24 protein-coding genes, 1 tRNA gene and 3 pseudogenes are annotated in these 24,761 nt (G+C 58.8%); 8 read left to right on the forward strand and 20 right to left on the reverse strand.

What is annotated here, in order from left to right:
• Positions 1–3 precede the first annotated feature (3 nt).
• The 3 genes from QX071_RS07800 (at position 4) to QX071_RS07810 (ending at position 3,557) form a co-directional block, all read left to right on the forward strand.
• Positions 4–894: a GIY-YIG nuclease family protein gene (locus QX071_RS07800; RefSeq protein WP_316171515.1), complete on the forward strand. Its 891-nt coding sequence runs from the start codon at positions 4–6 to the stop codon at positions 892–894.
• A gap of 1,390 nt (positions 895–2,284) precedes the next feature.
• Positions 2,285–2,539, forward strand: coding sequence for a thermonuclease family protein (locus QX071_RS07805; protein ID WP_316171517.1), 255 nt, complete (start codon positions 2,285–2,287; stop codon positions 2,537–2,539).
• 121 nt (positions 2,540–2,660) lie between these two features.
• Positions 2,661–3,557 (forward strand): DUF2971 domain-containing protein, encoded by an 897-nt coding sequence (locus QX071_RS07810; protein WP_316171519.1) that lies wholly within the window; start codon positions 2,661–2,663, stop codon positions 3,555–3,557.
• Between the two features lie 9 nt (positions 3,558–3,566).
• Here QX071_RS07810 and QX071_RS07815 read toward each other — a convergent pair whose 3' ends face one another.
• The 7 genes from QX071_RS07815 to QX071_RS07845 form a co-directional block, all read right to left on the reverse strand.
• Positions 3,567–6,212, reverse strand: coding sequence for a phospholipase D family protein (locus QX071_RS07815; protein ID WP_316171521.1), 2,646 nt, complete (start codon positions 6,210–6,212; stop codon positions 3,567–3,569).
• Positions 6,209–7,810, reverse strand: coding sequence for a hypothetical protein (locus QX071_RS07820; protein WP_316171523.1), 1,602 nt, complete (start codon positions 7,808–7,810; stop codon positions 6,209–6,211). The genes QX071_RS07815 and QX071_RS07820 overlap by 4 nt, the downstream gene beginning before the upstream one ends.
• 86 nt (positions 7,811–7,896) lie before the next feature.
• Positions 7,897–8,346, reverse strand: coding sequence for a hypothetical protein (locus QX071_RS07825; RefSeq protein ID WP_316171525.1), 450 nt, complete (start codon positions 8,344–8,346; stop codon positions 7,897–7,899).
• 6 nt (positions 8,347–8,352) lie between these two features.
• Positions 8,353–9,228: a hypothetical protein gene (locus QX071_RS07830; RefSeq protein WP_316171527.1), complete on the reverse strand. Its 876-nt coding sequence runs from the start codon at positions 9,226–9,228 to the stop codon at positions 8,353–8,355.
• A gap of 308 nt (positions 9,229–9,536) precedes the next feature.
• Positions 9,537–10,589, reverse strand: a complete 1,053-nt coding sequence (locus QX071_RS07835) for a hypothetical protein (RefSeq protein ID WP_316171529.1) — start codon at positions 10,587–10,589, stop codon at positions 9,537–9,539.
• Positions 10,586–11,017 carry an ASCH domain-containing protein gene (locus tag QX071_RS07840; RefSeq protein ID WP_316171531.1) on the reverse strand — a complete coding sequence of 144 codons (432 nt, stop codon included), beginning with the start codon at positions 11,015–11,017 and terminating at the stop codon, positions 10,586–10,588. Before QX071_RS07840 ends, QX071_RS07835 begins: the two co-directional genes overlap by 4 nt.
• Positions 11,010–13,199: a GNAT family N-acetyltransferase gene (locus QX071_RS07845; RefSeq protein WP_316171533.1), complete on the reverse strand. Its 2,190-nt coding sequence runs from the start codon at positions 13,197–13,199 to the stop codon at positions 11,010–11,012. Before QX071_RS07845 ends, QX071_RS07840 begins: the two co-directional genes overlap by 8 nt.
• Positions 13,200–13,236: 37 nt before the next feature.
• Between QX071_RS07845 and QX071_RS34025 the strand changes: the two are divergent.
• Together QX071_RS34025 and QX071_RS07850 are read left to right on the forward strand one after the other, a co-directional pair.
• Positions 13,237–13,383 (forward strand): annotated as a pseudogene (locus tag QX071_RS34025) (HNH endonuclease); the annotation flags it as partial.
• A gap of 108 nt (positions 13,384–13,491) precedes the next feature.
• On the forward strand, positions 13,492–14,058 hold the full coding sequence (locus QX071_RS07850) for a hypothetical protein (RefSeq protein WP_316171535.1): 567 nt from the start codon (positions 13,492–13,494) through the stop codon (positions 14,056–14,058).
• Between the two features lie 189 nt (positions 14,059–14,247).
• Here the strand turns inward: QX071_RS07850 and QX071_RS07855 are convergent, their stop codons facing one another.
• The 9 genes from QX071_RS07855 to QX071_RS07895 all read right to left on the reverse strand — a co-directional run bounded on the left by QX071_RS07855 (position 14,248) and on the right by QX071_RS07895 (position 21,484).
• Complete coding sequence (locus tag QX071_RS07855; RefSeq protein WP_316171537.1) at positions 14,248–14,775, reverse strand: hypothetical protein; 528 nt, start codon at positions 14,773–14,775, stop codon at positions 14,248–14,250.
• A 491-nt stretch (positions 14,776–15,266) separates the two neighbouring features.
• On the reverse strand, positions 15,267–15,479 hold the full coding sequence (locus QX071_RS07860; RefSeq protein WP_316171539.1) for a hypothetical protein: 213 nt from the start codon (positions 15,477–15,479) through the stop codon (positions 15,267–15,269).
• A gap of 210 nt (positions 15,480–15,689) precedes the next feature.
• On the reverse strand, positions 15,690–16,778 hold the full coding sequence (locus tag QX071_RS07865) for an AAA family ATPase (protein ID WP_316171541.1): 1,089 nt from the start codon (positions 16,776–16,778) through the stop codon (positions 15,690–15,692).
• Entirely contained in the window at positions 16,775–17,011 is a 237-nt protein-coding gene (locus QX071_RS07870) for a hypothetical protein (protein ID WP_316171543.1), read from the reverse strand. The genes QX071_RS07865 and QX071_RS07870 overlap by 4 nt, the downstream gene beginning before the upstream one ends.
• Positions 17,011–17,316 (reverse strand): hypothetical protein, encoded by a 306-nt coding sequence (locus QX071_RS07875; RefSeq protein ID WP_316171545.1) that lies wholly within the window; start codon positions 17,314–17,316, stop codon positions 17,011–17,013. Before QX071_RS07875 ends, QX071_RS07870 begins: the two co-directional genes overlap by 1 nt.
• Positions 17,317–17,404: 88 nt before the next feature.
• Positions 17,405–17,632 carry a hypothetical protein gene (locus QX071_RS07880; protein WP_316171547.1) on the reverse strand — a complete coding sequence of 76 codons (228 nt, stop codon included), beginning with the start codon at positions 17,630–17,632 and terminating at the stop codon, positions 17,405–17,407.
• Between the two features lie 334 nt (positions 17,633–17,966).
• Entirely contained in the window at positions 17,967–18,701 is a 735-nt protein-coding gene (locus QX071_RS07885) for a hypothetical protein (RefSeq protein ID WP_316171549.1), read from the reverse strand.
• 495 nt (positions 18,702–19,196) lie between these two features.
• Positions 19,197–19,943 carry a hypothetical protein gene (locus tag QX071_RS07890; protein WP_316201061.1) on the reverse strand — a complete coding sequence of 249 codons (747 nt, stop codon included), beginning with the start codon at positions 19,941–19,943 and terminating at the stop codon, positions 19,197–19,199.
• A gap of 152 nt (positions 19,944–20,095) precedes the next feature.
• A complete protein-coding gene (locus QX071_RS07895) occupies positions 20,096–21,484 on the reverse strand; it encodes a tyrosine-type recombinase/integrase (RefSeq protein ID WP_316171553.1) in 1,389 nt (462 codons plus the stop codon).
• A gap of 128 nt (positions 21,485–21,612) precedes the next feature.
• Here QX071_RS07895 and QX071_RS07900 point away from each other — a divergent pair.
• A tRNA-Glu gene (locus QX071_RS07900) sits at positions 21,613–21,675 on the forward strand.
• A gap of 189 nt (positions 21,676–21,864) precedes the next feature.
• On the opposite strand, the pseudogene QX071_RS07905 reads toward QX071_RS07900, so the two are convergent.
• Positions 21,865–22,200: pseudogene (locus QX071_RS07905) on the reverse strand (tyrosine-type recombinase/integrase); the annotation flags it as partial.
• Here QX071_RS07905 and QX071_RS07910 point away from each other — a divergent pair.
• Entirely contained in the window at positions 22,186–22,623 is a 438-nt protein-coding gene (locus QX071_RS07910; protein ID WP_315701435.1) for a hypothetical protein, read from the forward strand. The pseudogene QX071_RS07905 and the gene QX071_RS07910 overlap by 15 nt on opposite strands.
• A 133-nt stretch (positions 22,624–22,756) precedes the next feature.
• On the opposite strand, the gene QX071_RS07915 is transcribed toward QX071_RS07910, so the two are convergent.
• Positions 22,757–23,032, reverse strand: a complete 276-nt coding sequence (locus QX071_RS07915) for a hypothetical protein (RefSeq protein ID WP_315701434.1) — start codon at positions 23,030–23,032, stop codon at positions 22,757–22,759.
• Between the two features lie 546 nt (positions 23,033–23,578).
• On the opposite strand from QX071_RS07915, the gene QX071_RS07920 reads away from it, so the two are divergent.
• Complete coding sequence (locus QX071_RS07920; protein WP_315701433.1) at positions 23,579–23,812, forward strand: helix-turn-helix transcriptional regulator; 234 nt, start codon at positions 23,579–23,581, stop codon at positions 23,810–23,812.
• 96 nt (positions 23,813–23,908) lie between these two features.
• Here QX071_RS07920 and QX071_RS07925 read toward each other — a convergent pair.
• Together QX071_RS07925 and QX071_RS07930 are read right to left on the reverse strand one after the other, a co-directional pair.
• Positions 23,909–24,085: pseudogene (locus QX071_RS07925) on the reverse strand (integrase core domain-containing protein); the annotation flags it as partial.
• Positions 24,086–24,359: 274 nt separating this feature from the next.
• Positions 24,360–24,758: a Rid family hydrolase gene (locus QX071_RS07930; protein WP_315701432.1), complete on the reverse strand. Its 399-nt coding sequence runs from the start codon at positions 24,756–24,758 to the stop codon at positions 24,360–24,362.
• Positions 24,759–24,761 lie beyond the last annotated feature (3 nt).

Below are 24,761 nucleotides of genomic sequence, written 5' to 3' on the forward strand. Positions count from 1 at the left end.
AATATGTCAGGACGCACTGTAAGGCTCTTTATGGCTGATGGGTCGGCGCTGGGTATTCGCCAGTGCGAGATTCTTAATCGAACCATCCACGCGCTATCCGTTTCGAGGCTGCGGCTTGCCGAGCTCAAGGATTGGGAAGAGGCAAAGCGTGCAGGCGTCTACTTCCTTTTCGGGAAGTCGGAGGATGGTAGTCTCAAGGCCTACGTGGGTGAGGCTCAGCGAGTTATCGATAGAATCTCAACTCACCTTCGGGAGAAGGACTTTTGGAATGAGGTCGTGATTTTCGTTAATAAGGACGAAAACATGCATCCGAAATATCTCGAGGCAAGGCTGATAGACGTGGCCGATCGAGCGGGCCGTTACGTGTTGGAGAACGGAAAGGGACAGGAAGTGCCGGTTCTTTCGCGGGCGGACAAGGCTGCAATGGAGGAGATCATCCCAGACATCCGTTTGATCTTGGGCGTTCTCGGTCATCTGATCCTGGAGCCGATCGACGTGCTACCTGTCGCGTCGCCGAATGCAACAAAGTCGACGGCTGAGCCGATCTTGGCGGGCCGCGAGTTTCGGTTCACCGGGCCTGCCTTCGACGCGAAGGGTAGAATCACTGACGAAGGATTTTTAGTCATGGCAGGCTCGACAGCTGCGCGTGAGTTTAAGGCTGGAAATGCAGGTTATGAACGTCTCCGTGAGAAGCTAATACAGAATGGCACCCTCAAGGTTGAGGCTGACCGCCTCGTGTTCGCGCGTGATTTTCCGGCCGACAGTTCGTCCCAAGCCGCATCCGTGGTCGCGGGCGGGAATCGGAGCGGCCCCGGATCATGGAAGAATGAAGGCCGAACGCTCGGTGACCTGGAAGCTGCGTCGGTCGCGATTTCCAACGACAGCGTCAGCTGAGATCCGGTGAATGCCTATATAGGAAAAAGCCGAACACGCGTCGCGGGAGCTGAGCCCGTTCTTTCATCTAGTAGCTAGCAGAGTCCCAGGTTTAGTGCAGTGACTGAACGTTGCACGACCCAGAACAAGGGGCCTGCGTCTAGATAGGCTCTTTCACCGCGAGCCGGGACGGCCCTTGAACGCCATCACTGATGTGCATGTCGCCGTCGTGCAGTAGATCAGCGTGAGCGCAGAGCCTCTGCGAATGGTATGCAAAGTGCGTTTGCCGCACTGATAGCACTTTTTGCCGGAACCGCCGCCGGTGCCGGCCGGCCTCTTCACCCAGCCAATGCCGTCACAATTGCTGCACTTGCTGTAGGCTCTGTCTTTGTTCTTGTAGCGCGCACGAGCAAACGTCAGCTCACCGCACCACGGACATCGCTTCCCCGGCATGGTCGTCCCCTTTTTCGCTGTGAATAACATGGTATGAAGGTCCGATCTATATTGAAGAAGGTAGGCGCGACCGCATCTTTCTCTGCTTTCCTCTTTTGTGTTTTCCGCTTTGCTCGCTGTCTCTTTTGGGGCGATCGCAAGTTGAATTTGGTGCCCGACAACGAACCCTCGAAGCTAGCCACTTTATTGCGATCAATAGTTGTGTTTAGAATCCGCAGCGAGACTTAGACGACTAGCTATTTTGAGAGTAGTCGTGTTCCAAGGGCGCGCTGCGGAAGCGATCGTTACGTTGTAGTCCGCGTCCCCGCGCTTCGACTTGGCAGTGCGAGAAGGCATAGGAAGTCTGCCGCACAGATCGCGAACTCATGCAGCTCGACCGTTGGGATAAAGAGGCGATATTGTCTCGCGGCCGCGCCATGTTCGAAATCGCCCGCGGAATCTGGCCCGGACCGGAAGGCGCATTATGCGAGCTAAGGACGGATATCGCGAAGTTGGTCTTTCAGGCCTTTTCATCACTTGAGTAGGGTGTGCCGCGCTGCGACCCGCGGCTGAAACCGTTACACCGGCCGCGGCCGAAACGCCCGACATGAAACGGCACGTAATGGTTACAGAAGCCGTTACGTAACGCCGGCGAGACGTTTCATGAAACGGACCAGAGCAGATATTGATGATGATGGTGATGCGCGGGTGCGCGCGACCCGGAAAACGCTGCCTGATGGGCGGAGCGCGCGCGGGGGCCGCAAGCGACTCTTGGGCGCCGCAGCGCCGCCGCCTGTTCGTTGTTTCGAGGTCGGCCCTGTAAACCACTGGCTAATGCGGCAACGGCATCAGCAGCTCCCTTGCTTGTCGACGTTACTTGCGACCGTCGCATGGACAGACGGCCTCGCGGGTCGGGCGTCGGTGATCGACGGCGATACGATCGAAATCCAAGGCAACCGGATACGACTGTTCGGGATCGATGCGCCTGAGAGCGCTATGTGTCGATAGTGGCGGAAAGAACTCTCGCTGCGGTCAAACGGTAGCAAACGCGCTGTCTGAACATTTCGAAGGAAAATCAGTCTCGCGCGCGAGCCGCGGGACCGACCAGAACCGAAGGACAGTGGCAGTGTGCACAGCGGAGAACATCGACCTCGGCGACTGGCTTGTGCGACGGGGTCTAGCCATCGATTACGTCTATTACTCGAAAGGTCGGTACAGGCCAGCACAGGTCTAGGCTTCGAAGGCCCGTCTCGGCGCATGGACCGGCGAATTTGTCGAGCCGCGCGACTTCCGGTCGTGCATGAAAAATGGAAGAGTTGCCCTCGGATTGCTCCTCTCGCTGACGAGGTAAACCGATGGCGCTGCCACCGCTCTACAAGTACCTGGATGTAAATGGAGCTAAGCTAACGCTTGGCAATAAGTGCTTCCGCTTCGCGAGGCCGTCAGAATTCCGGGATAAAACGGACATGACATCGGAGGGTTTGTTTCCGGAAACGCTGGAGATCGCTTTGGCGGCGATGCCTGACGGATTTGTCGACGCGATAAGGGAAAACCTCTACGCGCCACCGACCTGTGCGCCGCGCCTCCGACAGGCAGTGATCACCCTGCAGAAGAATTTTCGTGAGAAGCCCGAGCTCGCTCCGATTGTGGCCGCTGAGTTGAAAAAAGATCCGGGGAAAGGCGGTTTCGGCGTCGAGGCGTGGAGGACGCGCTCTGACGCCTTCGTGAAGGAGACGAACGATTTTTTGCAAAGCTATCGCGTGTTCTGCGTGACGACCGACAAGGCCTCTGATCGGATGTGGAAAGAGTATGCTCAGGCCGACCAAGGCATCGCCTTGCGTATTACGCCGAGCGTCGAGAAGGACTCCAAATACTTGATGTTCCGCCAAGTTACGTACCAGGAGACGCGGCCTCCGGTCTTCGCAGGCAGCACTGACTATGCTGCGGAAACACTATTCGGCAATCACGCCGAGCGGGCGCGGGCAGCGCTGCACGGTATCATCTACGCCAAGACAAACGATTATAAATTCGAGAAGGAATACCGCCTCGCGATTCCGCTCGGTGAAGACGAAGAGGATTACCGGACACAGCCCTTTCACCCCGAAGAGATCACCGAGCTCTATCTCGGTGCTGCAATGACGGATGCCGACAGGCAGGAGATTGTCGCAACCGCCAAAGCGCTCAATCCTCACGTCGCGGTATTTCAGGCGAAACGGCTGAAGAACGGCGCAATCGAGTTCGATGCGGTCTGACCGCGCCTTCTACGCGGTAGATTCTTCGGCGCGCGGGTCGTGATGAGCGACGGGATTTGTGACCAGAATTTTCGTCTCCGGCCGCAATTGCATGGCTGCGCGAAGACCGGCTATGGCGGAGTTTATCTCAGGGGTGTCGGACGACACGCCGTCGAGATTGACGCCGCTACAATAGGTTTCGGCAGGAGACCGAGGTGTCACTTCCCATCCAGGGGACATCCAAAGAACTGAGCCGGCTTTTTGCATGGTGCTTCGGCCACCGCGCCCCGGATAAAGACTGCTCCATGCCTTCATGGATGCGTTGAGCTTTGCCATCGCGCTCGCAAGCGCGGGGGCTCGGACGCCGATCGCGAACGCAGCGCCTTGAAGGATGACGTTCTGCGCCAACAAAGTTCGTTGATCGGGGTGGGCTACGGCGACGAGGTCTGCGCATTCCATCACCTGCGCGATCGCGTTGGCTTGCTGGACCAGCGCTCCCAGTGATTGGGCTTTGGGTTTAGCGAGCGCAGCGAGCAACACGGTGAACAAGGCGCCATCACCGATCGCCTTCAGCAATTCGGCCCTCTTTTCTTCAGTCGCATAACGAGCCTGAACGTGCCGCAAGAGGCCTCGTGGCTTATCGCGGCCATAGGCTTTCGAAAACATCGTGTCGACCACCTGGCACGCGATTGTTGCAAGTACATCATCAGGGAGCCACCCTTCCTCGCTTCCTTTGATCGCGAGCAGAATTGGAAAGACAACAGCCTGGGCGAATGTCTCTGCGGGGCATGCCTCGGCAAAACGAGGCTTCGCCAGGTCAAACAGGAACTGCTCGATCTGTTTGCGCAGGCTTGCGAGGGCCTCAGCATCGGTTCTGGTAAATGACTGCTTCTGGTCCCGTTCCTCCTCCTCCTGCGGCGGTTCTGTATCGGCGCCATCGGCGGAACCGTTTGGCTCGGTGGCTTCCGGTTCGACCGCGCTCCATCTTTCTTGCGAAAGATCGACCTCGGGTTCATCGTCAGAGGAAAATAAGAGTCTCATAATGCCGCGCAGCGAGACGCCATGCATGGCGTCCGGGCCCGGCGAATGTGCTCCGTTTTTTGCCGCCTGGTCGCTCAAGCTGTAGACCAGCTTCGATGGATCGACTGGGCCTGCTGGCGTTTCCTTCTCGTCGGGATCAGCGTCGTTCTTACCCGGTCCAGTTCGCTCAAGGGTCAACTCGGAAAGGTCGGGCGCTTCGAAATTGAAGAGGCTCGTGGAAATCGCATGGATTGCCTCGATGATCTGCTGCTCGCTCGCGCCCGCGAAACCCCGGCCCGAGAACGGCGCATGGTTGGGATTCATGCTTCGACTTTGCACGGCATTTTCGATGGCGCGCTCGTTGTCGATCCAGCGCGGCTTCGTTACCATAACGGCAAAACCCGACTGAATCTCTAAAGTCGCGAAAACGGTCTCGGCACCGAGCGACATATCTTCCGAGAGCCGTCCTACGTAGCGATTGCCTGATCGCGTCATCGTAACCCGATGGGTCTTTCGCTTCGCTTCGAAGACGAGCGTCGCGCACTCCGTATCCGGGACGGGCTCGACTATCGCTTCGACGGCCCGGCCAGATGGCCTCAACCGAAGACTCGTCAGACGATAGGCCGAGTTTTCGTCTGAAGCGCTTGGCAATTCCTCCGGCTGAACCGGTGCGCTGAGAACGTCCTTTGGCAGGCGTTCTTCGCCGTCGAAGTCGGCCAGGATCGGCGCGAAAGAACTCTCTTCAGCCGTGTCATAGACGGTGACGAGCTCGACATTCCCGTTGGCATGATTTGCCAGCCAGGCAGCCGCCGAACAATTGGCCGAGCCCATGACGGCGGCATTGCCGTCGGGTCCTGAAAGCCAGCAGAACTTCGCATGCACCCGGCGTTTGGGATCGCGTTCGACGAAGCGAACCTCCAAAGGGAGTTTCGTCAACTGCTTCGCATCGAAAGAGGCAAAAGAGGGTGTGAGGCAGATCGTCGCTTTTTTGATACCGAATGTGTCGTGCGCGAAGCGAAGGAAGGCGCCATCGACATCGGTCGAGCCTGTGTACATCTTGAGCGTATCGAAGCGGCGTCCCTGCCACCGCTGCGCCAGTTGAGGGGCGAGTGGTCGGCCTGGCATACCGAGAAGAAGAGGTCCTGGAGCCGTTTCACTTGCAGTTCTGTTCAACCACGGTATGTCCGCACGGATGATCCCGATTTGCGTATGGAAGGACTCCGAGTGTGTCACGGTCGAAACGGAGCGCAAAATATCGGACAGCCACGCACCGTTGTCTTCCGAGCCCGGTCCGATGGGCCATGCGACGGCAAGCTCGTGGTTGCCACCCCAGCCGGTATAAGTGAGGTTGCCCGAACCGATCCATACTTTCCCACGCTCCGGCGAAAGGCGGGCGATCAGTTTTGGGTGGAAGAGGTTGGACGGTTTCGCCTCGGCGAGCGTGTAGCGGCGTCCCAAATGAAAAATCTGCCCGGCACAACGCTCCATGCTTGCGCCGATTTCGGCGGCATCGCCCAAGATCACGATGCGGCGCGTTCCTCCGATGCCAAGATCTTCGAGTGGAATGCGCTCGAAGAACAAAGGATCGAAAGCATAGGTCAGGAATAGCGTGACCGGGTATCCCGTCTCTTTGCAGAATTCGCGCGCGCTGATCATGAATTCTCCAGCGCCTTGAGAGAGCGGTCGAGAATTCGCTTGCCGGCTTTGGTCAAGCCGTTATTCGAGGTGAGCTTGAGCTGGTCGAGCCAGTCGATCGCCATGGGCAGGCGTGAACCCGTTCGGCCTGCCCTGAAGGCGTTGTTGCGCGACCAGTTCTCGGTGTCGGCGATAAGAACCGAAACATCTTTTCCGCGCGGTGCGGAGAAGCGGCTCCATGCCACGCGAAGATGCTGCTGTACGGTTCGCAAGACCAATTCGGCCATCACGTCTCGATAACTCCGATCGGCTTCGAGAAAGGCTGCGACTTTCGGTTTTATGACGGCATCGATGCCGATCTGATGCGGCCCGATGCTGCCAAGTGACGCCTTTCGGGATAAGCCGGGAGCGCCTGCGGTGTTGACCCGCTCGCAGGCGACACACCATGCAACGGGCAGTAATGCTACTGCCGCATCGCTGGACGTTGCGGCATAATCGTAAAGTTCGGTCTCGGAGAGGCCTCCCGTCCACCGCGCTATGCCGCTGGATTCCACACGACCTCTGCTGCAACGCTTTCGAACGCGATCGAACACGGTGCGGAAAGACAATCCATCGACGCTCTCGCCCGGCTTGAGCAAGCGAAATTCACGCAGCGCCTCGTCCTTGTCGGCGGCGTTGGCGACGAGGGATGCGACGACCTCGCTAGATAATGCTGCGGAAGCCCGATCTGCAAATACACTGTCGACCTCTCGCATGACCGCCCCGAAGACATGCTCGTGGCAGACTGCGAGACAGTCTCTGACGACAAACCCAAGAAACCCGTCCGTGGTTGCGGCAAGGGTAGCGGGCAGTTCCGCAGGCGGTCGTTGCGCCGTCTCGAAGATGTCGGCCTCTTCGATCGGGCGCTCGTTGGCCTGCGTAAGCCACAGCACCAACGTGTAATGCCGCAGACGCCTCCATTCCGAAGGATTCAGAGGCTTTTGAGGCATGAGGGTGTCGATCAGGATGTCGCGTTCGCCGCTGGGTATCGATACGATCGACATGGGCCCGGCCAGCTCTTTGAGCTCCTCGCGCGTGATTTTGTCGGTCGTGGGCTTTTTCGCCAGGCGTTTGCCATAAGCGGTGCCTTGTAGCACCTTGTCGAATTCCTTAGCCAGTATCAGACCGCGCTTGTCGCTGAGCTTGTTGAGACCATGATCGGCCTGTTTCGTAAGGTTCAACTGGCGGCTCGAAGCGATGTAGGCGTTCAACGCGATGTTTTGCACAAGCCGTTTTAGCGGCAGCATCTTTGCTTCGGTGGCGAGAGCCGTGTTTGCGGCACCGACGCCCACAAGATTATTGACGTTGAGGCCGAGCGTTTGGTTCGCCATGACGAAAGCTGCCTCTTGAGCTGCAGCGAATGCGAAGAACGATGAGCGATCTTCCGGGAGCCTCGCTTCGGCATAACGCCAGATGATCCACGCGATGACGGACATGTATCGCAGCTTGGGCGTGACTGTCGTGACGCCATCGAACAGATCGTTACCGAGCGCCTGGACGGGCGCGCGAAGACCGAGCAAGTCGAGACCAACCGTCTTGGCGGCATCAAATGAGACCCAGTCTGGCACCGGCATGCTCATGCGTGTCTCATCCCCGCATTATTGGCGCGTTCGGCAGCGTTCCGCTGCAGGTCGTGATCGGCGAGGGCCATGATGCGCGCACGCGGCTAGCGCAGCCGTTCGGCGGCGGTGGATTCCAGGTCATATTCCCAAAGCTCGATGTCGGACGGCACGAGATGGCCATGCGTTTTGAGGTAATAGGCGGCAAGGCTTTGCTCCTTGCGGAAATGTTTCAGGACGAAAAATATCTTGCGATACGAGGCGGGCGCGACGTGGAAATAGTACATCGCCTCGTTCCATACGGTCATCTTTGCACTTGGCATGTTTCCGCCTTGGGTCCATGTGTGCGATTTGCACTCGACCAGCACCGCAAGGTTTTCACTTCCGAGGTCAAAGCGGTGAGACTTCTTGGTCTCGCCGACACCGACCGGCACCGCGAAGTTCTTCGTCAAAACGACACCTTGCATTGCGAAGAAGGCCCGCGCGGCAGATTCGAAATCGTTGCCGGCGTGCGTGTTGCTGGTTACGCCTATGCGTTGGAATTTATTGTCGTCCATTGATGGTCATTCACGGCAATGGGCGCAGTCCAAGCGCGTGGGAGTATATTTGCTAAACTGCTCTAATGGATCGGCTAGCTCCGTCGGATGAGAATGACCGACGATCCATGCCGGAGGGATGTTTTCTCGTAAAGTAAACGTAAAATCGATGGGTGCTGACCAATCCGGTGTATTGCACGCGAGCCGAGTCCACTCCCGGAGCATGGTCGATGCGAACTCCCGACGCGTTGCTGGATGGGCGATCCGTAATGGCAAATCAATTTCAAGTAGCGTGGGCGTGCCGACCTTTTTCAAGACGTACCGACTCTGCCCCAGGACAGACGATATCCATTCGCTGCCATAAATAAGATAGTGGGCCGCATGCTCAATCAGGGCTTGGTCGTCCGCTACGACAAAGAGACGCCCTTCATCGATCCCAATATCCATCGCGGCCATGGCTTCTGGAAGGCGCGCTTTCAAATAGTTAAGTTTGGGATGCGCATCCAAAATGGCCCCGAGCTTGCACTTCATCTCCGCGCGGTCGTGAATATTCAGCCCGGCGCGACTGTAAACGCCGGCATCGTCGGTTCGGCATCCGTGATAGACACGAAGCGTGATGCGAGCGATGGCCTCAGCCAGCTTGCCGGCATGGTAATCCAAATCGGCAACGAGACATTGAGCGAGAACGCGCGACCATTCGCGGTCATCCCAGCATAAGTCACGATATGTGCCGGGCTTAAGACGCCGCATGCCATCGCGGCGAAAGCGCGGAGCAAGCCATGCGGAGAGTGTTCCCGCCCAGCTTGACGGAACCTTCCAGACGATGTGACGACCGTCCCACACACCGTCATCGCCGGTGCGCGCTTGCGGAAGGTGTTGCAACGGATTGATCATTTCGGTCATCGATTCGCTCGGACTTTCCAAAATGCCCTAAAAATTGTCTTTCGGCAATCAAGGGTAGTATTTTCATCTAGAGCGTGAGTGTTGCCTATTATTATTCCATGCGAAAATGGTCGTCTCATTTCACAGAACAAGCATCCGCGATGCCAATTCTTGTTTGCCGCATCGGATGGATGGCAAATTACGGAGGCCTATCCTACGGAAACGCCACTTGAGGCTTAATTCAGGGCTGGGGCATTGTCCTATTAGTTCGCGTGGAGCGCTAGGCATCTTCTGGTGCGGCCCGCAAAGAGAAATTTTGCTAAGATTTGCTATGAGGGAAAAGCTCGTTTCGTCTCAGGTATGAGCGCGAGCTCGCGACCGGGCGCGTTGGCTTCTTCACGGAGGAGAGCGGCGCGGCGATTAAGAATGATCGCCACAAGCTTGGAAAGTTTGCCAAGCCGTAGCTTGATGACATCTTCGGCAATCTCGGCCGTACTCGTGACGACAATCTCAAGTACTTCCTTCGCGCCTGAAATTCGCGATGCACGCATGTGCTGTTCGTACTCGTAGACAAGCTCTTTGAGTTCGTCCTCTAGTTCGGCGGCGTTCCAGTTTTCCTGCACCATCTTTCTGACCCAGCGGCGCATGCTGCGAATGAAATGCTGCGTGCGCTCTTCCTCGCGGAATCCGAAGACATCTTCCCATGGGGCACGCGTGTCCAACTGTGGAAGCTCCTTGAGCACCACGCTCCAAACGGGATGCGACCGCTTGGCGCGCGGAAGATTTTCATACTGGCGACCGACAATCGCGACGTTTTCAAATCCGGCAGCATGCAGCATTGCGACATTGCGCTGCATAAGCAGTGCTTCATAGAGCATCTTCCGCGTCTTGATTTTGGGATCGTCCCAACCCAAGCGCGACCGCGGATGCCAACCATTCGACGCATCGAAGTCGCCGACATCGGGCTGGCCGATATATTTCATTTCGCCCGGCTCTTCGTTCATGTAGGGGTTTCCTACCTGGATGAGACGCTTGTGCAGCGCGCCGGCTATGCCGGTCGTATGGGCAGAGACAAAGGCGTCTCCCGAATCGTAACCCAAGTTTTGAGGGGTCAGAAGCAGTCCGCGCTTGATCAGATAGCGCAAGGTTGCCGTTTCGGTGTTTTCCTCGTAGCCGCCGACGATCTCGCAGGTCACATCCAGATCATGCGTAAGGTAGATGCGGTCGAAGAGAAGTGAGACTTTTTTGGCTATGCTCTCAAGGGGCCAGATGGCGTCGCCGTGGTCGGTGTCCGGCAGCCAATCCAGTCCATAGGCAAGATTCGGCGATATCACTCCCACGCGCTGCGATTGGAAATCGATGGAAGGGGCTACAGCGTTCATTTTTTGGCGAGTCTTTGGAGGGCCTTGGCTTCCGCATTCGTTAGCCGAAGCAAGACCTGTGGCGGGTGAAAGCGATCCCGAATTTCGCGCAGCTCCTCTATCGTGATCGGGCGGACCCGCTTGACGGCTGCGAGCAGGATCGCGACTGCCTGCGGCGCGCCGTGAAAATATTCCATGAAGGAGGCATGGTCGACGCCAGCGCCATCACGGTGCTTTTGCCAGATCGTGCGGGGATGGGCTCGGTTGACATCGCTGATGGTCGCGACCCCAACAACCGCGGCCGTCGGACGGGTCGCGTAAATCCAGAGTCGCGTGCCATTTGCGAGTTTTGGAATTCGGCGTCGTAATTCTATTGTCTTCGTTCCGTCCAGGATCGCATCCGCATAACCGGGATGGATCGAAATAATTGCGTGGCTTGCGTCAGACACTTAACCATCCACGATCGAGAATTGCCGCCAACTGGGCGTTGGGCAGCGGAGTTGTCGTTTGAAGGTTCGACGATCCCTCGGCGCCGAGTTGCCGAAGTGTATCGAGTGTGACGGGATTCGGGAACCGAATTAGGCTATCGAACGACGTCGCTAGGACGTCCGAGGACGTCGTCAAGGGCTCAAGATCCTCTACAACCGCGCGCTGGAGAAGCTCATCGGATACGCGCTCCTTGGAAACGATCGTGGCGTCCACGATCCGGCCAGCCGCCACAATGGCTGCGCGGCCGCCGGAGCGCTTGGACTCGTAGAAGAGGATGGGGACGCCGGATCGCATCAGGGGGGCGGTGCGCGGACTATTGAAATAGGTCCGCAGGCTCACGAAGGCCGCGTTCGGACGGCCGAACATGTAAAGCTGATCGGCCGTCCCCAGCAGGTCGTCCGCGAATGATTTTGCGATGGGAACGATGACACCATCCCGGCCTGGCCAAACGATCAACGTTGGCGCGAGCGCGGCCTCCAGCGCGGCAAGTTGGACCGTGATGTCGCTTCCATCTGCACCACGGACCGAAAGGCCGGTTTGAACCGCGCTGGTAGCCGGTACGGCTTCGGGCAAGGCGAGGCCGGTTCGTCGGCGCGTCTGCCGTGCAATTGCGGTCCAGGTCGATGGCGTGAGGGGGCGTCCCAAGGCGACCTTGATGAGGATGTCGGAATTGGCTGCAGGCAAAAAGCCGCGGAGCTTGGCGGCGCGGTTGACGGTCGACTGCCCCGGAATGGACCGTAGCTCAATGGTGACGGGGCCCGAATGACAAGACTGCCGGATCGCTTCGTCGAGGAGATGCTCGGCGAAGGTCTCGCAAGATATGTGATCGGGCCGGACGTGCACCAGAAGGCGGGCGGGCGCATCAACGCTTGATGGTGCCCGGTAAATCCCAACCGCCACGAGATCCTCATCCTCGAAGATTCCATGCCTGCTCGCCCGCTGGAATGCCGCCGCCGATGGAAGATAATCGGCAACCAGCGCATCAGCGACATTCTGGGAGGAGAGATAGGCTTTCGCCTCGGCGGCCGTGGCCGTCTTGGTTTCGCATTTTGTCCCCTTGAGCTGTCCGCGTTCCCGGATCGGCTCCTCCGCGGGTAGCAATTCGACGAACTCGTCGAGGCCCGCAATATCAACGCCGATCAGTTTTAGCAGATCGTCACGGGCATTAAGCAGGGCATTGTCACTGGTGATATAGCCGGACGCTCGGATCAGAGCCGCTTCGGCGAGGTGCCGCGCATCGCTCAGCGCCTGGCGTGTCCCCGCTTGCGCATGGTTGGTATCGACGAAGACGGCTTTGTGGATAGCAGCCGCCAACGGCTCCACATCTTCTTTCGGGAAGGCGGGTAGCTTCGGCAGTTGCCGCGCGAGCTTCAAAAGCGTGTCGTTGACAGGGTCCTTCGAGGTGCGTTCGAGCTCGATGATGAATTCGGGCGCAACCGCCAAGCGAACCAAATGTGCGAGTGCTGCTCCGAAAAGGCGGTTAGCGGTCGCAGACCGCGCGCGTTCCTTTACCAGGTCGAACAGGACATTGAGATCGATGAGGTACAAGGGCGCCTCGAAGGCGCTGCGCGGGCGAAGGCCCAAGTGCACAACGTCCTGCCCGGAGACGGTGGGTGGCGCCATCAATGTGAAGAAGTTCGCCGTGTCCAGCTCCCGTGAGCGCAATACGATACGGCGTTGCCGCGCTTGTCCGCCGTCGCGAACATGCCGGGCGATGAACCCGCGGCTTTCGTAGAAGGCTTGCGCTGTTGCAAGGTCGGAGGCGACCGCCGCCGTTATCGCAATGTAGCCACGGCTTTCAAGGTGCGACACAAGCCCGCTGACCAGCGCCGATGCAACGCCGCTGCGGCGATGCTCCGGGCTCACCGCGACAGCCTGTATGCGGGCATTGGGGAAAACGCCGCTGAACAAGATAAACCCGGCCAGTTGCGACGTGCCGTTCTCGCGGGCCAGCATCACCCTTAACCGCTTCTGCATGATGGCGTCGCGATAAGCCACTTCCGGCAAGAAGCCGAGCGCTTCCTTTTCGCTATCGGCCAGTGCGCGGATGGCTTCGAAATGCTGCAACAAGACGGCGGGGACAGTCTCGGTGCGATAGATGAAGCGGCTCGCCGGTTTCTGTGATATACCGTTAACACTCATAGGCAATTATCCGGGTAGCAAAACATAGGCAGACTTTATGCGCTGTATTTTCTGCAAACGGGACTCAACCAAGAGTAGGAGTATAGAGCATATTATCCCCGAGTCTCTCGGAAATATTGATCATGTGCTTCCGCGCGGCGCCGTCTGCGATGCTTGTAACAACTATTTTGCGCGCAAGGTCGAAGGACCGTTGCTGGACACGCATTGGTTTCGGCATGCCCGCTCGCGGCAATGGGTGCCCAACAAGCGCGGCTTAATACCCCCGATGCGAGGTATTGTCCCGGGGGCCCGCATGTCAGCCGATGTATGGCTGGACGGCCCGAAGCTTACTTTTGGCGGGCGCAATGAGCGGGAGCGCGACGTTCTGATCGACGCCATCCAAACCGGCCGTGCCCGGTCCGTTTACATCCCGATCATCGAGGCAATCGACCAGCGCCTGATGTCTCGCTTCTTAGCGAAGGTCGCTCTTGAGGTTCTTGTCGAGCGCATTATCCGCATCGAAGGTTGGAACGAAGAAATTGTGGTCAAGGAGGCTCTGGATCCGATTCGGCATTTCGCCCGGATCGGCGATCGCCCGGAGATATGGCCGTTCTCGCGTCGCCGGATCTACGGCGAGGACGATGTGCACGGGGACGGCGACGGTTACCAGGTTCTCCATGAATTCACGATCCTGTGCGAGCCGCTGCTTGAGCCCGGCCACCTCGACCTCTACGTGGTCGTGTGCATTTTTGGAGAGGAATTCGCCATCAATCTGGGAGAGCCTGAAGTCGCCAGCTATGAACGATGGCTGAAGGCCCACGACGGAACGAGCCCGCTTTACACTTCCGACAAGCTGCCGGTTCCGCCTGTGTTCGAATGACGCTTAAGCCCGTGGAGTTGGGCAAGGTTCGAACAAGGGGCATTCGGAATCGATAACCGGCAAGCCACTCTTGCGGATCGAGGCCGTTGGGGTTGCCATTTGGATCCGTGTATTGATAGCGGCTGCGCAGCGGCGATCTTCCTCCCAGCCAACCGGTTTGGTTACGCACGAAGAAGTTGCGCCCACTCACTACAACCGCATGCCCCTGAGCGCCGGGCCGGCCAAAGCGAAGAATAAGCGACCAAGGTCATGAAGTGCCCCTCGTGGACACCAACGATCCACCGAATGGTAGACGTCGCCACGCCGGCCCTCGATCAACCATTGTGCGCCATCAAGGCCAAAACTCTCGTCGTCGGTAGCATCAAGCGACCAGAAATTGGAAATTGTCAGAGCTCGCTGGAGTTTTTCCCAGTCGTCAGGCGATAGTGCTGCCGAAACCACGGGTTCTTTTCGACGCAGGCGTGAGCGGGCCAGGACGCGGGAGCGCAATTCGACCGAGCTGCCGAGACGTGCAATATGCACAAAAGCGGTTCCATTGAAGCTGCTTTCCCAGAGGAAGCGATAAACCTCGGATTTCGTCTCTCGCAATCGACAAAGCGGTGGTTCGTCGCCAAGAGAACCGGGGTCCGGCTGACAACAGTCGGCATGGTGTTGTTTAGCCCTGACGCGTTGCTCTAGGTCCGTCGCATCGAAAGGGCAGGCGGTCGGGAGTTTCATCGACCATATCTCGCGCAAAGGCATCGGAGGAAGAAATCGGGTCAGCATGCGTTACTGTACCGGTTCGTTGATATATCGACGGTGGTTACGCTCATGCAATGTTGGTTACGCTCAAATCGCGATCTGACTGCCATTGTGTTTCTTTGCTAGAGTCCGAAAACTCGGACGGCGCTCCGGCATCGGCTCACGTTTTCCGTAACCTTAAGACGAATTCGACTCGCGAAGAGTGAGGCGGCGCTGGAAGAGTACGTCGGCCAAAATCGCGAAGTGGTCAAAGCGGTGGCGCGCGTGGCCTGCCATCCGGGTAGAGTGGATTGTCGAGGTGTAACGGCTACTCGTTGCTCCCGGTCCGCTTCTGGATCCATCCGCGGACGCCGCGTTGACCCGGGCGGGTACCTTCGGACCCAACCAGATTGCTGACCTATCGCCCCGGAGGTGGCTTCTATTGGTTACGCTGCCACCGTCCGAGCGTGGTTACGCCGCGCGACAGGTTACGCTGCGCTTTCGGACCCACTCCGACGCCATTCCTCGGGCGCAGCGTTCACCAGGGCAAAGCGGCGCGCATGGATGACATGGGCTTCATTGGCGCCGAGCATGTCGGCTTCGAGCTTATAGACGCGGGCGGCCTGGCCTCTCTCTACAGAGTCCAAAAATTCAGGGTAGCGCTTCATCCAGTTGTGAACGGTCGCGCTGGCGATGTCCATCGCTGGCCGCGGCGGTGAGGGAGAGACCCTGAGACATCAAGCGATACACGACGTTCCCGATTTCCGGCGTGTAATTGGTCGGTCGGCCACGCCGTGCGTTGTTGGTCATCATCGGACCTCTGTCGCGAATAGCCGCAAACAATGACACGTTACGTTCGGTTACGGCCCTATGGAGAAAACGAACCGAACGTAACGCTCCGTGCCGCGGCGTCAGGCATGGTCCACGCGCCACCGGCCCCCGCTTTCCCGGACGAGCTGCTTATCGCGCAATGCCTTCCGCAGGTCCAGCAAATCGGCCCTGCGCCGTTCGCCCAATCCCGCCTGCCGTGCCTGCTCGTTCCATTGCTCGAGGGTAAGGCCTTGGTCACCGGCGTCGTACAGGATGCGGTAGAACGTCTGCTGGTTGGGCGTCAGTCGAACCAAATTTGAACCACCGGACCCCGTTTCGACCGCTTCCTGGCTTACGATGTTGACCGTTACAGGGTCGCCATCCTCGTCAACGCCCAGCTCGATGGTCTCCGACCGGAAGGAGAGCAGAGGGCCCTCGGGCCGATCGTTGGCTTTGGTTACGGTCGCGGTCTTTACCTGCTCGCCCGATATCTCCACCATGACGTCCACGTCACCATAGCTGGCATTGGAGCCGCGCATGCCCCGCGCTTCGTCCTTGCCGGTGTGACCGACAATCGCGACATGCACTCCCGTGGCATTCTTGATGCGTGCAAGGTTGGCAAAGCAGACGCCTTGATCCTTGGCGGAATTTTCGTCGCCACCACCGGCTGCGATGGCTTTGGCGAAGGTGTCGATTACGATCAGACCCACCTGGTGCGGCTGGATGCGTTCGTTGACGTCCTTGATGATGGCGATCACCTTGCCGACCGTGCGGACGTCCATGAGGTTCATGGTTTCAGGTACGACGGCCACTGGCGGATCGCTCTCGGCCGGCGGCCAGCCGGCCCGAAGCCTGCGCCGGACGAGATCCACCCGCTCGAGCGCGAAGTAGACAACGCCACAGGCGGCCTTGCTGCGATTGCCGCGCCAATCCTTCCCGCCGGCCACCGCAAGGCAGAGGTCCGCCATGAGGGCCGATTTCAGCGACCCGGGCTTGCCGACCCAAGCGGTCGTCTCGCCCTTCGCGATGATCCCTTTCAAAATCCAGTTTTTCCGCAACGCGTGGGGGCCGAACTCCGACATCAATTCGTAGCGAAATCCAGCCCGGCTCCGCTCCTGTTGCTGGTCACGGCGCAATGCGATCCGATCGAGAGCGGCATTGTCGAGGCCATCGACTTCAACGATGTTCATGCGGGCACCTCTGTTTTGAGGTGCTTAGCCATGAGCTGCTCTGCCCTTTGCGGCCCACAATACCGAACGATCTGGTTGTAGGCCGGCTTGACCTCCAGAATTTCGATCGCTTCACCCCAGGTAATGACCCTGAGCCTCACATACGCGCACAGCTCACGAGCCTGTCTCTCGAACAAGTCGAGCGCCAACCGGGTGACGACCCGCTCGAAATAATCGCCAATCGGGGGCAGCATTACGTCACCTCCGATTCGAAGGCGGCGGCGATGATGCTTTGGATTTCATCGCGCCCATATTCGGCATAGAGGCCGTTGTAGAGCGCGGCCTCATGAAGCGTGTCGACGCCGTCTTGCTTAGTGATCAGGCGGCTGCGCACCAATCTAGCGACGTAATCCGCCGCGCCAACAAACTCGTTGTACTTCGCGTTCGCCACGCCCAGAACGATGTCGACCTGGAGCGGCGTCCATTGAGTCGGGTCACCGAAAATGTAGGGGCGGTCGATCGGGTTATAAGTCCCAATCAGATATTCCAAGGGAAGCATTTAAATTTCCTGGCCTATGTCCGATTGTCATCGGCGCGGACTTCTCTCCGCGAGAAGCCCGCTACGGGTGATGCTGTTGGGGGCCGGGCTAGGACGAAGCGGCGGGCAGGGAGTGCAGCCATGCCTCGGCATCAGCGCGGAGAATCACGGATTTCGCGCCAATCTTTCGCATGACGAGGCGACCGGCTTTGATCTCGGCGTAGGCCTTCGTCCGGCCGATGCAGGCCCAACGGCAAAAATGATCGAGGCTCATCGCGCCGACATCCCAGCCAGGGATGGCTTGCTGCGTCAGGTCGGCTTTCAACTGTGGGCTCATTCAGCACGTCTCCATTCAGGGGTGCGCGCCCGATGGGGCGCGGCTGCCTGGGAGCTTGTGCGAATGGCGCACTCTTAGGCGGGACGGTTTTTAGGGCGGGGGGGCGATTAATGCGTCCCGTTTCTAGCCTTCAGGATTGCGCCGCGCGCCTGTGATGGCCATGGCAAGTACACCAGCACTACCGGCCCTCCGGCCCAACAAAGGCAGCATTCATCTCGAACGCCTGCGGGCGGCTAGACGGACCGGTACGCTACCGTAATTTCGTTGACGGCGACGAAACCTGGGCCGTAAGGCTCTCGGGCGAGTCACCGGATCCGTTCTCTTCGCGGCGAGCCTATGCCCTGGGCGCAAGTGGCACGACCGATCCATCGTCGAGTACCTCACGGCGCTCATCTATGCGGCGTGCGGGATCTTCGCGAGGCTTCTCATAAATCACGCGGAATGCGGCGCCTACTTCCTCCTTCAGCCGCTGGGCTAACTCCAAACCGCGCATATGAAAATCAGGCCAGTTCAGGATTATTTTTGGACGAACAAGGTAGTCGCTGATCGGGTCGTCGCGATTGACCAACATGCCTTCGGTCCAGTGCGCATTCTCGAACTCGGCGATCCAATTACCGAACGCGTCAAACAACGTGTTGGACATAGAGTGGATGCCGCATCGGTAGCCTGCATCACAACAACGGCCGCCAACCCCACGGGCGTCATCTCCATTCCAATTCAACCACAGTAGCGGCCCCATGCCGAGATCAGCCATGACGGTGAGGATTGGACGTGCTATCTGCTCTTCCGCGAAGAGCGGCACCGTCGCCCGTTTCTCCAGCGTTCTCAGATATGCGTCGTAGTAGGTGAAGTCCACGGGACTGTCGTCAAACATGTGCAGCTCGAATTCATGCATTTTCCATGCGGTTTGAATGCCTTCTCTTGAGGGATTCTCCGCAAGGAATCGGCTCGCTTCACGAGTGCCGCGCCTCTCCGCACGTTTTAGATCTTCGAGATCGATCGGTTTTCCAGGTTTTACCGGTAGTAGCTGGCTCAAAGCGTCGAGCAGTTGCCGCTCGAGTTCGTCCATTGTCATTTCCGGCCGACTAGGCGCGGCCACTTTCTGATCGTTGCGGCCGCCACGCGATGGGCGGCGAGACTTTGCTGACATTCTCAGACCTCGAATTGGGCACACCTCGCCTGCGGGCGCAGGACGATCCTGAGTGTGCGAGAGATCGGGGTGAGGTCAGGTCATCGTCATTGCGTACTGCGGGGACCAGCAGCGGTCAATCGAATGGTCGACTGGTCTGCCGATTGAAAGGTGACGCCGGTTGCCATTTCCGTTGCGTTGTCGGGAAATCTCGTTTCAGTACCCGCTATTTCAATATAATAGGCCTCTCGGAACATTCTTCGAATAAACGTTTACGGACGGCAGTGGAATCCCCGAAGGTGTCCGTTTTGCGCGGCGGGGCACCCGGCGAGCCTCTAGACGATCCATTCGCAGGTGCGCGCCGGATTGGGCGCGGCGCGGATGTGCGAACGCGAGCACTCTTAGGCGGCGCAGTTTTTGAGACATCGGGATGATCTATGCGTCCCGTTTCTCGACGCCGGGATGTTTTTGCCGCGCGGCCGTGATGGCCTTAGCAAGTCCACCAAGGCTATGGCCATGTCGGGAGCCTGCCGGGAGAAGCTTCTGCAGGGCATCCACGAGCAGCACGAATGGCGACGTCTTGAGGGATTTGTCGCTACCCTTGCTGACTTTGAACGGAAGTCGGTTGCTGCTTGCGATCTCGTTGAGGCGCCTCACCCAAGCATTCCAGCTCTCGCCTTCACGAAACGGCGGCGCAAGACCTCTCTCCGGGTAACCGCAGAAGAGGCCGGTAGGCTCGTCGCTGGCCGTCGTCAGTTCGGTCTGATCCGGCACCGCTGGACTTGCCAACGCCTGTGAACAGGCTGAGCTTAGCGAGAAGAGTAATTCACCAAGGACATGGAATAGCTGCTCGTGCGGTTCGGGCGAGAGGCGAGGCGTAACCAGGTGCTCCTTGACCAGCAGTTGAGCAACAAACCCGGCGTTACCGCCACATGCCGAAAGAGCGCCTCGCAGATTGTTCGATGCATCCCTTATCGATGAAATCAGATTGACAGCATCCCTCTCCGGTGAAGCGTTTCGTTCAAAAATTTCCCAGTACAGAAGTTCATTGGTCGCCTCGACGATGCTCTGGCGTACTTCGAGCGACAATGGATAGCCGTATGCGGCTTCAACGTTTTCCCAATCGTTGTCGGTAATGAATATTTCTGCAGATCTGCCTGATGCCCTCGAAGAGGGCAGCATACGAACACTTCGCGCCATACTTTGCCTGCTTGCCGCGATGGATGCCGAGTGGATCGCATGCGGCGGTTAAATCCTAAGCCGCCGATCTATCCTTCGGCAGCTCGGTGGATGAAGGTACACAGGAGCTTCAATCTATACGACGGGCGCCCTGGTCATCGCCCGCGTCCGGCGATCGTAACCACATTGCCGCCCTGCTGCGGTACCAGCGGAACGACAGCCGCGCGAGCGAGGGCTTCCAAAGCCGTGGCGATGTATTTCGCGTAATGGCGCTCGATCATCGTCACGGACGTATTGTGGAGTTTTGCAACCTGCTGGATGGGCAAGCCGTTTCGCAGGCCGCGGACGATGCTGGTGTGCCGCAGGCTATAGGGAATGACCTCGGGCAGACCAGCGCGCTGGCGGATGGCGCGCCAAGGCCGCGTCAGTTCCGCGGTCTTCCAAGGACCGCGCTCTGACCTCTTCCAGGTGATGCTGTGGGGCTCCTGCTCGTAGCTCCAGCGCTCGAACAGGGGAGCCTCCTTCGGGCGGCCTACGATCGCCGGCAGCAGGACCTCGATCACGTCGTCGCCCACCGGAATCGGAACGGAGCCACCGTTACCGCCGCGTCCCTTATAGGAGCCCGGCATCATCAAGCGCCGCTCCTTGAGTTGGGCGTCGCTCACGCGCATCCGCCGCACCTGCGCAAACCGTGCGCCCGTGGCAGCGAGGCAGACCACGAGCCGGTAGAGGTCACCCTCGCTCTCCTGCTCGGCGTCGATTTCTGCCGCTGCGCGAAGCAGGTTGCCGACCTGGGCGTCGGTGAGGATCTGGTTGTCCCGCGCGATGGAAGCGTCGTCATCATCATCGATGCGCTCGGCCTTGAAACCGTCTTTGACGATCGCGAGGAAGGTCGGGTTGAGTTTCTTTTGCTCGGCGGAAAGCCGCGGCCAAGCCGCATTCAACGCAGCCTTGAGGTCGTTCGTGAGGCGCTGCTTCGTCGTGGCTTTCAGTTCTTCGGGCAGTTCGTCGCGCCACGTCAAAAGGTCATCTTCCTTCAACGCATGCAGCTCGACAGCGGCAAGAGGGGCCGCCGGAATGGCCTCCTGATTGCCGCGCTTCTCCTGGCCGAGAACATAGCGCCGCAGCCGATGCCCGGCGTCGGATCGAACCTCGCGGCCAGACCTGCGGCTATCGCGCGCATTGCGCTCGTTGATGTACGCGTCGACCGCCGTTAGGACGGTCGGCGCCGGACCGGCGGCTTGCGCTGCAGCTTCCGTTCTGGACCGCGTCACGTAGTCCCGCGCTTCCTTCGTCGCCTGGTCGAAAGTCAGTGTCCCTTCGGCCGGCTTGTCGTTGACGTCATTGGCGATGCCGATTGGCGCTTGCCTGTAATCGGCTCCGTCATAGTGATTGCGCCAGCGTACCAGCCACACGCCGCTGCGCTTGCCCTTGCGATAGCCAAGGTGAGCCTCGGTATCGAGCCGGCGCCAATGCACGCCGAGGCCCAACCTCGAGCGCGCCTTCGCCGTCGTGATCTGCGCCTCTGTGAGTGTCTTCGCCATCGGTATCCGCCCCAAAAGTCGTCAAATATCCGTCAAATATACATGGGCGTATGGCAGGGAACAATGGCGGACGCAATTCGCGTAAGATGTTGATTTTACTGAACTGTAGCGAACGGGCACGAACCGCAAAATAAAAAAATCCCAGCCCTCTCAAGGCTGAAACAGGGGTTCGATTCCCCTAGGGAGCGCCAGTTCTGCTTTACCCCCGCTGATTTTCTTGGGCTTTTGGTCGGTTTTCCCAAACCAGCAGATTGCGTTTGGGGAAAGTCGTTCGCCTTGTGTCCCTCCAGGCGTGCCAGAGCATCGACCGCAAGGCTCGCCTGATCAGCCTCCTCAGTGTATCGCTCAGCCTCTGCAAGAGTGGTGTGGCCAAGGACGGACATGATCATCTTCGCCGTTGCGCCAGCCTCAGCCAGGCGGCGGCCGGTCGCCTTCCGCAAACCGTGCGGCTGACAACCGAGCGGCAGGCCCGCGTCAGTAATGGCATCGCGCATCCATTGGCTGAATCCGTCAACGCTGAAGGACTGGCCGTAGGCGGTCGTGATGATGGACACGTGGTCACGCTTGGCGACGGCCAAGGCTGAAAGCAGGTCACGGTGGAGCGGAATTAATAGCCGTCGTCCTGTCTTCTGCTGCGCGACGGCGATTCTGTTTTCGGGCGCGATGTGGGACCATGCCATGCGGACCACGTCCGAACGTCGTTGGCCCGTGTTCAAGAACAGTTCGAAGGCCAGCCGTTGTTTGGTTTCCAGCGGCCACTTCTTGCGGAAAAGCTCGATCTCATCCTCGGTCCAAGATCTGATGCGCTGAAGCTTGGGTCGTTTTATTCCAAGCGACGGATCGTGCTTGATCCATCCGATGTTGATGGCGTGACGGATCAGAATGCGAAGTTTCTTGAGTGTATCGAGAGCTGCACCGGGCCGATCGGCGAAGGGCTGAAGAATGCCCGTGATGATGCGCTCACGAGAAAGTCCAGCGACGCTCCGATGACCATGCTCAATTCTGAGTGCTTCGAGGCGTCTGCCGTAACCCTCCTTGCTCGTCTTACGGAGGCCGATGTATTCGGAGCTTCGCATGTAAGAGGCGATCAGCGCGGAAATTGTGCCTGGAGCTGGAGATCGGAGTTCGGGCCTCGATGATGTCGCTTGACCGAGGAGGGCGTCTCGGTAGGCCGACATGAACTCAGGACTGGTCGGGTCATCTGGTAGGCGAATGCGCCCACCTTTGCCGCGCCGAAATGACAGATACGTATGCCCCTTGACGTGATTGCGCTCAACGTATGGCGGCAACCTTCGAGGCATCGACATCACTCCACGTCTCGTCAAGGCCAAGATCATTGCCATCCGAAGGCAGCAGATCAATGGCGGTATCCAGTTCTCGGACGTCCCATGCTTTCCGGCGCCCGCCGAGAAGTTTGGGCCTCGGCATAGTACCTGTTCGCACCATCTGATCAAAGACGTTGGCGGAAACGCAGATGTAGGCGGCTGCCGCCTCGCGAGTAATGAGGCGCGGCTTCAGTGATGAAGGGAGAGCCGTCTGCCTTGGCATCGATCGGATACCCTTTCCGAAGCCCTGTGCACCTGCCAGAAAAAACGCCGGCGGATGTGTCTAGGCTCCGGATCAGGTAAGAGTGAAGGCCTTTGCGTCTTTCGGAAGTGTCGTCGCGCTATCGGAAGCAAAAGGGTGGGGTTCAAGGGCTCTATCGCGGGTGCTCATCGTCTGCCTGCGAGGCGTTATCGTGCTCAGCCACGAGGAGCTCGGAGACGCGAGATACAGCGTCTGAGTGACTTCGATCATGTTGCTCCACGTTCTGCTCTGCCACGTCTCGCCGCGAAGCGGACCACCCATAATCGTGGTTATGAAGCTGCAGACGGGGGCGGCGGACACGACGCGCTCGCAGGCTAGGCTCGCAACTGTAATGACCACGTTGCCATGTTCAATCGCGCTCACTGCTACGGCACGACCTTGCGGATTCGGTTCGCCGAAACGACTTCGCGACACGGAACGTCCTCATAATCCGATCAAGCGCTACACACTTTAGTGGATACATACTATAGTTGATAAAAAGCGCGCGCAATGGGCTGACTTCAGCTCATGGACATGCGTCGGTTGGTTGGCCGCAACGTTCTGCGGATCCGAAAAAGCAAAGATATGACTCAGGAGAGGCTGGCGGAGATTTCTGGCTTCAGCCAGCAGTACATTAGCGGCCTGGAAAAGGGGCAGCGCAACCCGACGGTCGTGACGATTTACGAGCTATCGGTCGCACTCGATGTGGACTATCTCGACCTACTAAAGCCCGACGCTCAGTCGAAGAGAGAAAAGGAGTAGCGTCCTCTGCAACAGCTCGGGGACACCGATACTGCGAAAGCCCATGCAGTGAGACCGAACTTTAGACCACCCAGAACTAGAGTTTTGCGCCTCTTATCACGGTGGCGGGCTGGTTGCGCCAGCGTGGTTTTGCAGCAAAATCGGCGGTCTGTTGCCGATCGCGCCATGGGGACGTTCTTCGTTATAGTACCTACGCCAAGTCTCTACCTTTTCCTGGGCGTCGGCAAGGCTCAGGAACCAGTGGGCGTTGAGGCATTCCTCCCGGAAGCGTCCGGTCGTCGAGAAGGGCGAATATCCCCGAGCCGCCCTGATCTTCCGCCAGGCGTTGATCACGAAAGCAAACCGACGACGAGCCGGTCGAGTGCCTCGCCGCGACTGCCAGCACGCTCTCCGAGGGGGCTAACGGAGAAGGAACAGGCAGCCGTGCGTGACGACGAGAACGTTTGGGGCTCCACGCCTTCACGCCGGGAGCGTCGCGCGGCGCCGGCTCATTATGATGGCCAAACGCAAGCGACGACCTTCCCGCCGGAACCAGTTCTCAAGATACTCATTCCATCAGAGCGTAGACCTCGATTTCAACGAGCTGCCACGAACGCAGCATCGAGGTGACCTGCACCAGGGTCGATGCGGGGCGAATGGAGGCGAATATCTCCAGGTGCGCCTGCGCGACTTGGTCGGCATCGGCAATGTTCCGAACGTACACGACGGTCCGGACAACGTCGCCGAGGGCGGCGCCCGCGGCCGCCAGGGCCGACGCAATCGTCTCCAGGGCGGCCTTCGCCTGCTCGTAGGCGTTGCGTCCTTCGAAGCTGGCGGGCGCACATGTGCCGGATACGTGAACCTGGCCGTTTTTTGCGACGGCGCGGGAATAGCCAAAGACGTTCTCGTATGCTCCGCCCGATGAGATGTTCTGGCGCTTCGCTTTGCTTTCGGGAATAGTGATCATTTT

Source organism: Bradyrhizobium sp. SZCCHNS1022 (genome assembly GCF_032484835.1).
Lineage (GTDB): Bacteria > Pseudomonadota > Alphaproteobacteria > Rhizobiales > Xanthobacteraceae > Bradyrhizobium.

What these genes read in the sequence shown, in the direction of transcription:
- QX071_RS07845 (WP_316171533.1), bottom strand. Translation starts at nt 13,199, where the DNA reads ATGAGTGTTAACGGTATATCACAGAAACCGGCGAGCCGCTTCATCTAT.
- QX071_RS07850 (WP_316171535.1), top strand. Translation starts at nt 13,492, where the DNA reads ATGTCAGCCGATGTATGGCTGGACGGCCCGAAGCTTACTTTTGGCGGG.
- QX071_RS07815 (WP_316171521.1), bottom strand. Translation starts at nt 6,212, where the DNA reads ATGATCAGCGCGCGCGAATTCTGCAAAGAGACGGGATACCCGGTCACG.
- QX071_RS07820 (WP_316171523.1), bottom strand. Translation starts at nt 7,810, where the DNA reads ATGAGCATGCCGGTGCCAGACTGGGTCTCATTTGATGCCGCCAAGACG.
- QX071_RS07855 (WP_316171537.1), bottom strand. Translation starts at nt 14,775, where the DNA reads ATGAAACTCCCGACCGCCTGCCCTTTCGATGCGACGGACCTAGAGCAA.
- QX071_RS07915 (WP_315701434.1), bottom strand. Translation starts at nt 23,032, where the DNA reads ATGCCAAGGCAGACGGCTCTCCCTTCATCACTGAAGCCGCGCCTCATT.
- QX071_RS07875 (WP_316171545.1), bottom strand. Translation starts at nt 17,316, where the DNA reads ATGCTTCCCTTGGAATATCTGATTGGGACTTATAACCCGATCGACCGC.
- QX071_RS07885 (WP_316171549.1), bottom strand. Translation starts at nt 18,701, where the DNA reads ATGGACGAACTCGAGCGGCAACTGCTCGACGCTTTGAGCCAGCTACTA.
- QX071_RS07860 (WP_316171539.1), bottom strand. Translation starts at nt 15,479, where the DNA reads ATGGACATCGCCAGCGCGACCGTTCACAACTGGATGAAGCGCTACCCT.
- QX071_RS07835 (WP_316171529.1), bottom strand. Translation starts at nt 10,589, where the DNA reads ATGAACGCTGTAGCCCCTTCCATCGATTTCCAATCGCAGCGCGTGGGA.
- QX071_RS07830 (WP_316171527.1), bottom strand. Translation starts at nt 9,228, where the DNA reads ATGACCGAAATGATCAATCCGTTGCAACACCTTCCGCAAGCGCGCACC.
- QX071_RS07810 (WP_316171519.1), top strand. Translation starts at nt 2,661, where the DNA reads ATGGCGCTGCCACCGCTCTACAAGTACCTGGATGTAAATGGAGCTAAG.
- QX071_RS07930 (WP_315701432.1), bottom strand. Translation starts at nt 24,758, where the DNA reads ATGATCACTATTCCCGAAAGCAAAGCGAAGCGCCAGAACATCTCATCG.
- QX071_RS07800 (WP_316171515.1), top strand. Translation starts at nt 4, where the DNA reads ATGTCAGGACGCACTGTAAGGCTCTTTATGGCTGATGGGTCGGCGCTG.
- QX071_RS07880 (WP_316171547.1), bottom strand. Translation starts at nt 17,632, where the DNA reads ATGAGCCCACAGTTGAAAGCCGACCTGACGCAGCAAGCCATCCCTGGC.
- QX071_RS07805 (WP_316171517.1), top strand. Translation starts at nt 2,285, where the DNA reads ATGCGCCTGAGAGCGCTATGTGTCGATAGTGGCGGAAAGAACTCTCGC.
- QX071_RS07920 (WP_315701433.1), top strand. Translation starts at nt 23,579, where the DNA reads ATGGACATGCGTCGGTTGGTTGGCCGCAACGTTCTGCGGATCCGAAAA.
- QX071_RS07895 (WP_316171553.1), bottom strand. Translation starts at nt 21,484, where the DNA reads ATGGCGAAGACACTCACAGAGGCGCAGATCACGACGGCGAAGGCGCGC.
- QX071_RS07890 (WP_316201061.1), bottom strand. Translation starts at nt 19,943, where the DNA reads ATGCTGCCCTCTTCGAGGGCATCAGGCAGATCTGCAGAAATATTCATT.
- QX071_RS07825 (WP_316171525.1), bottom strand. Translation starts at nt 8,346, where the DNA reads ATGGACGACAATAAATTCCAACGCATAGGCGTAACCAGCAACACGCAC.
- QX071_RS07865 (WP_316171541.1), bottom strand. Translation starts at nt 16,778, where the DNA reads ATGAACATCGTTGAAGTCGATGGCCTCGACAATGCCGCTCTCGATCGG.
- QX071_RS07870 (WP_316171543.1), bottom strand. Translation starts at nt 17,011, where the DNA reads ATGCTGCCCCCGATTGGCGATTATTTCGAGCGGGTCGTCACCCGGTTG.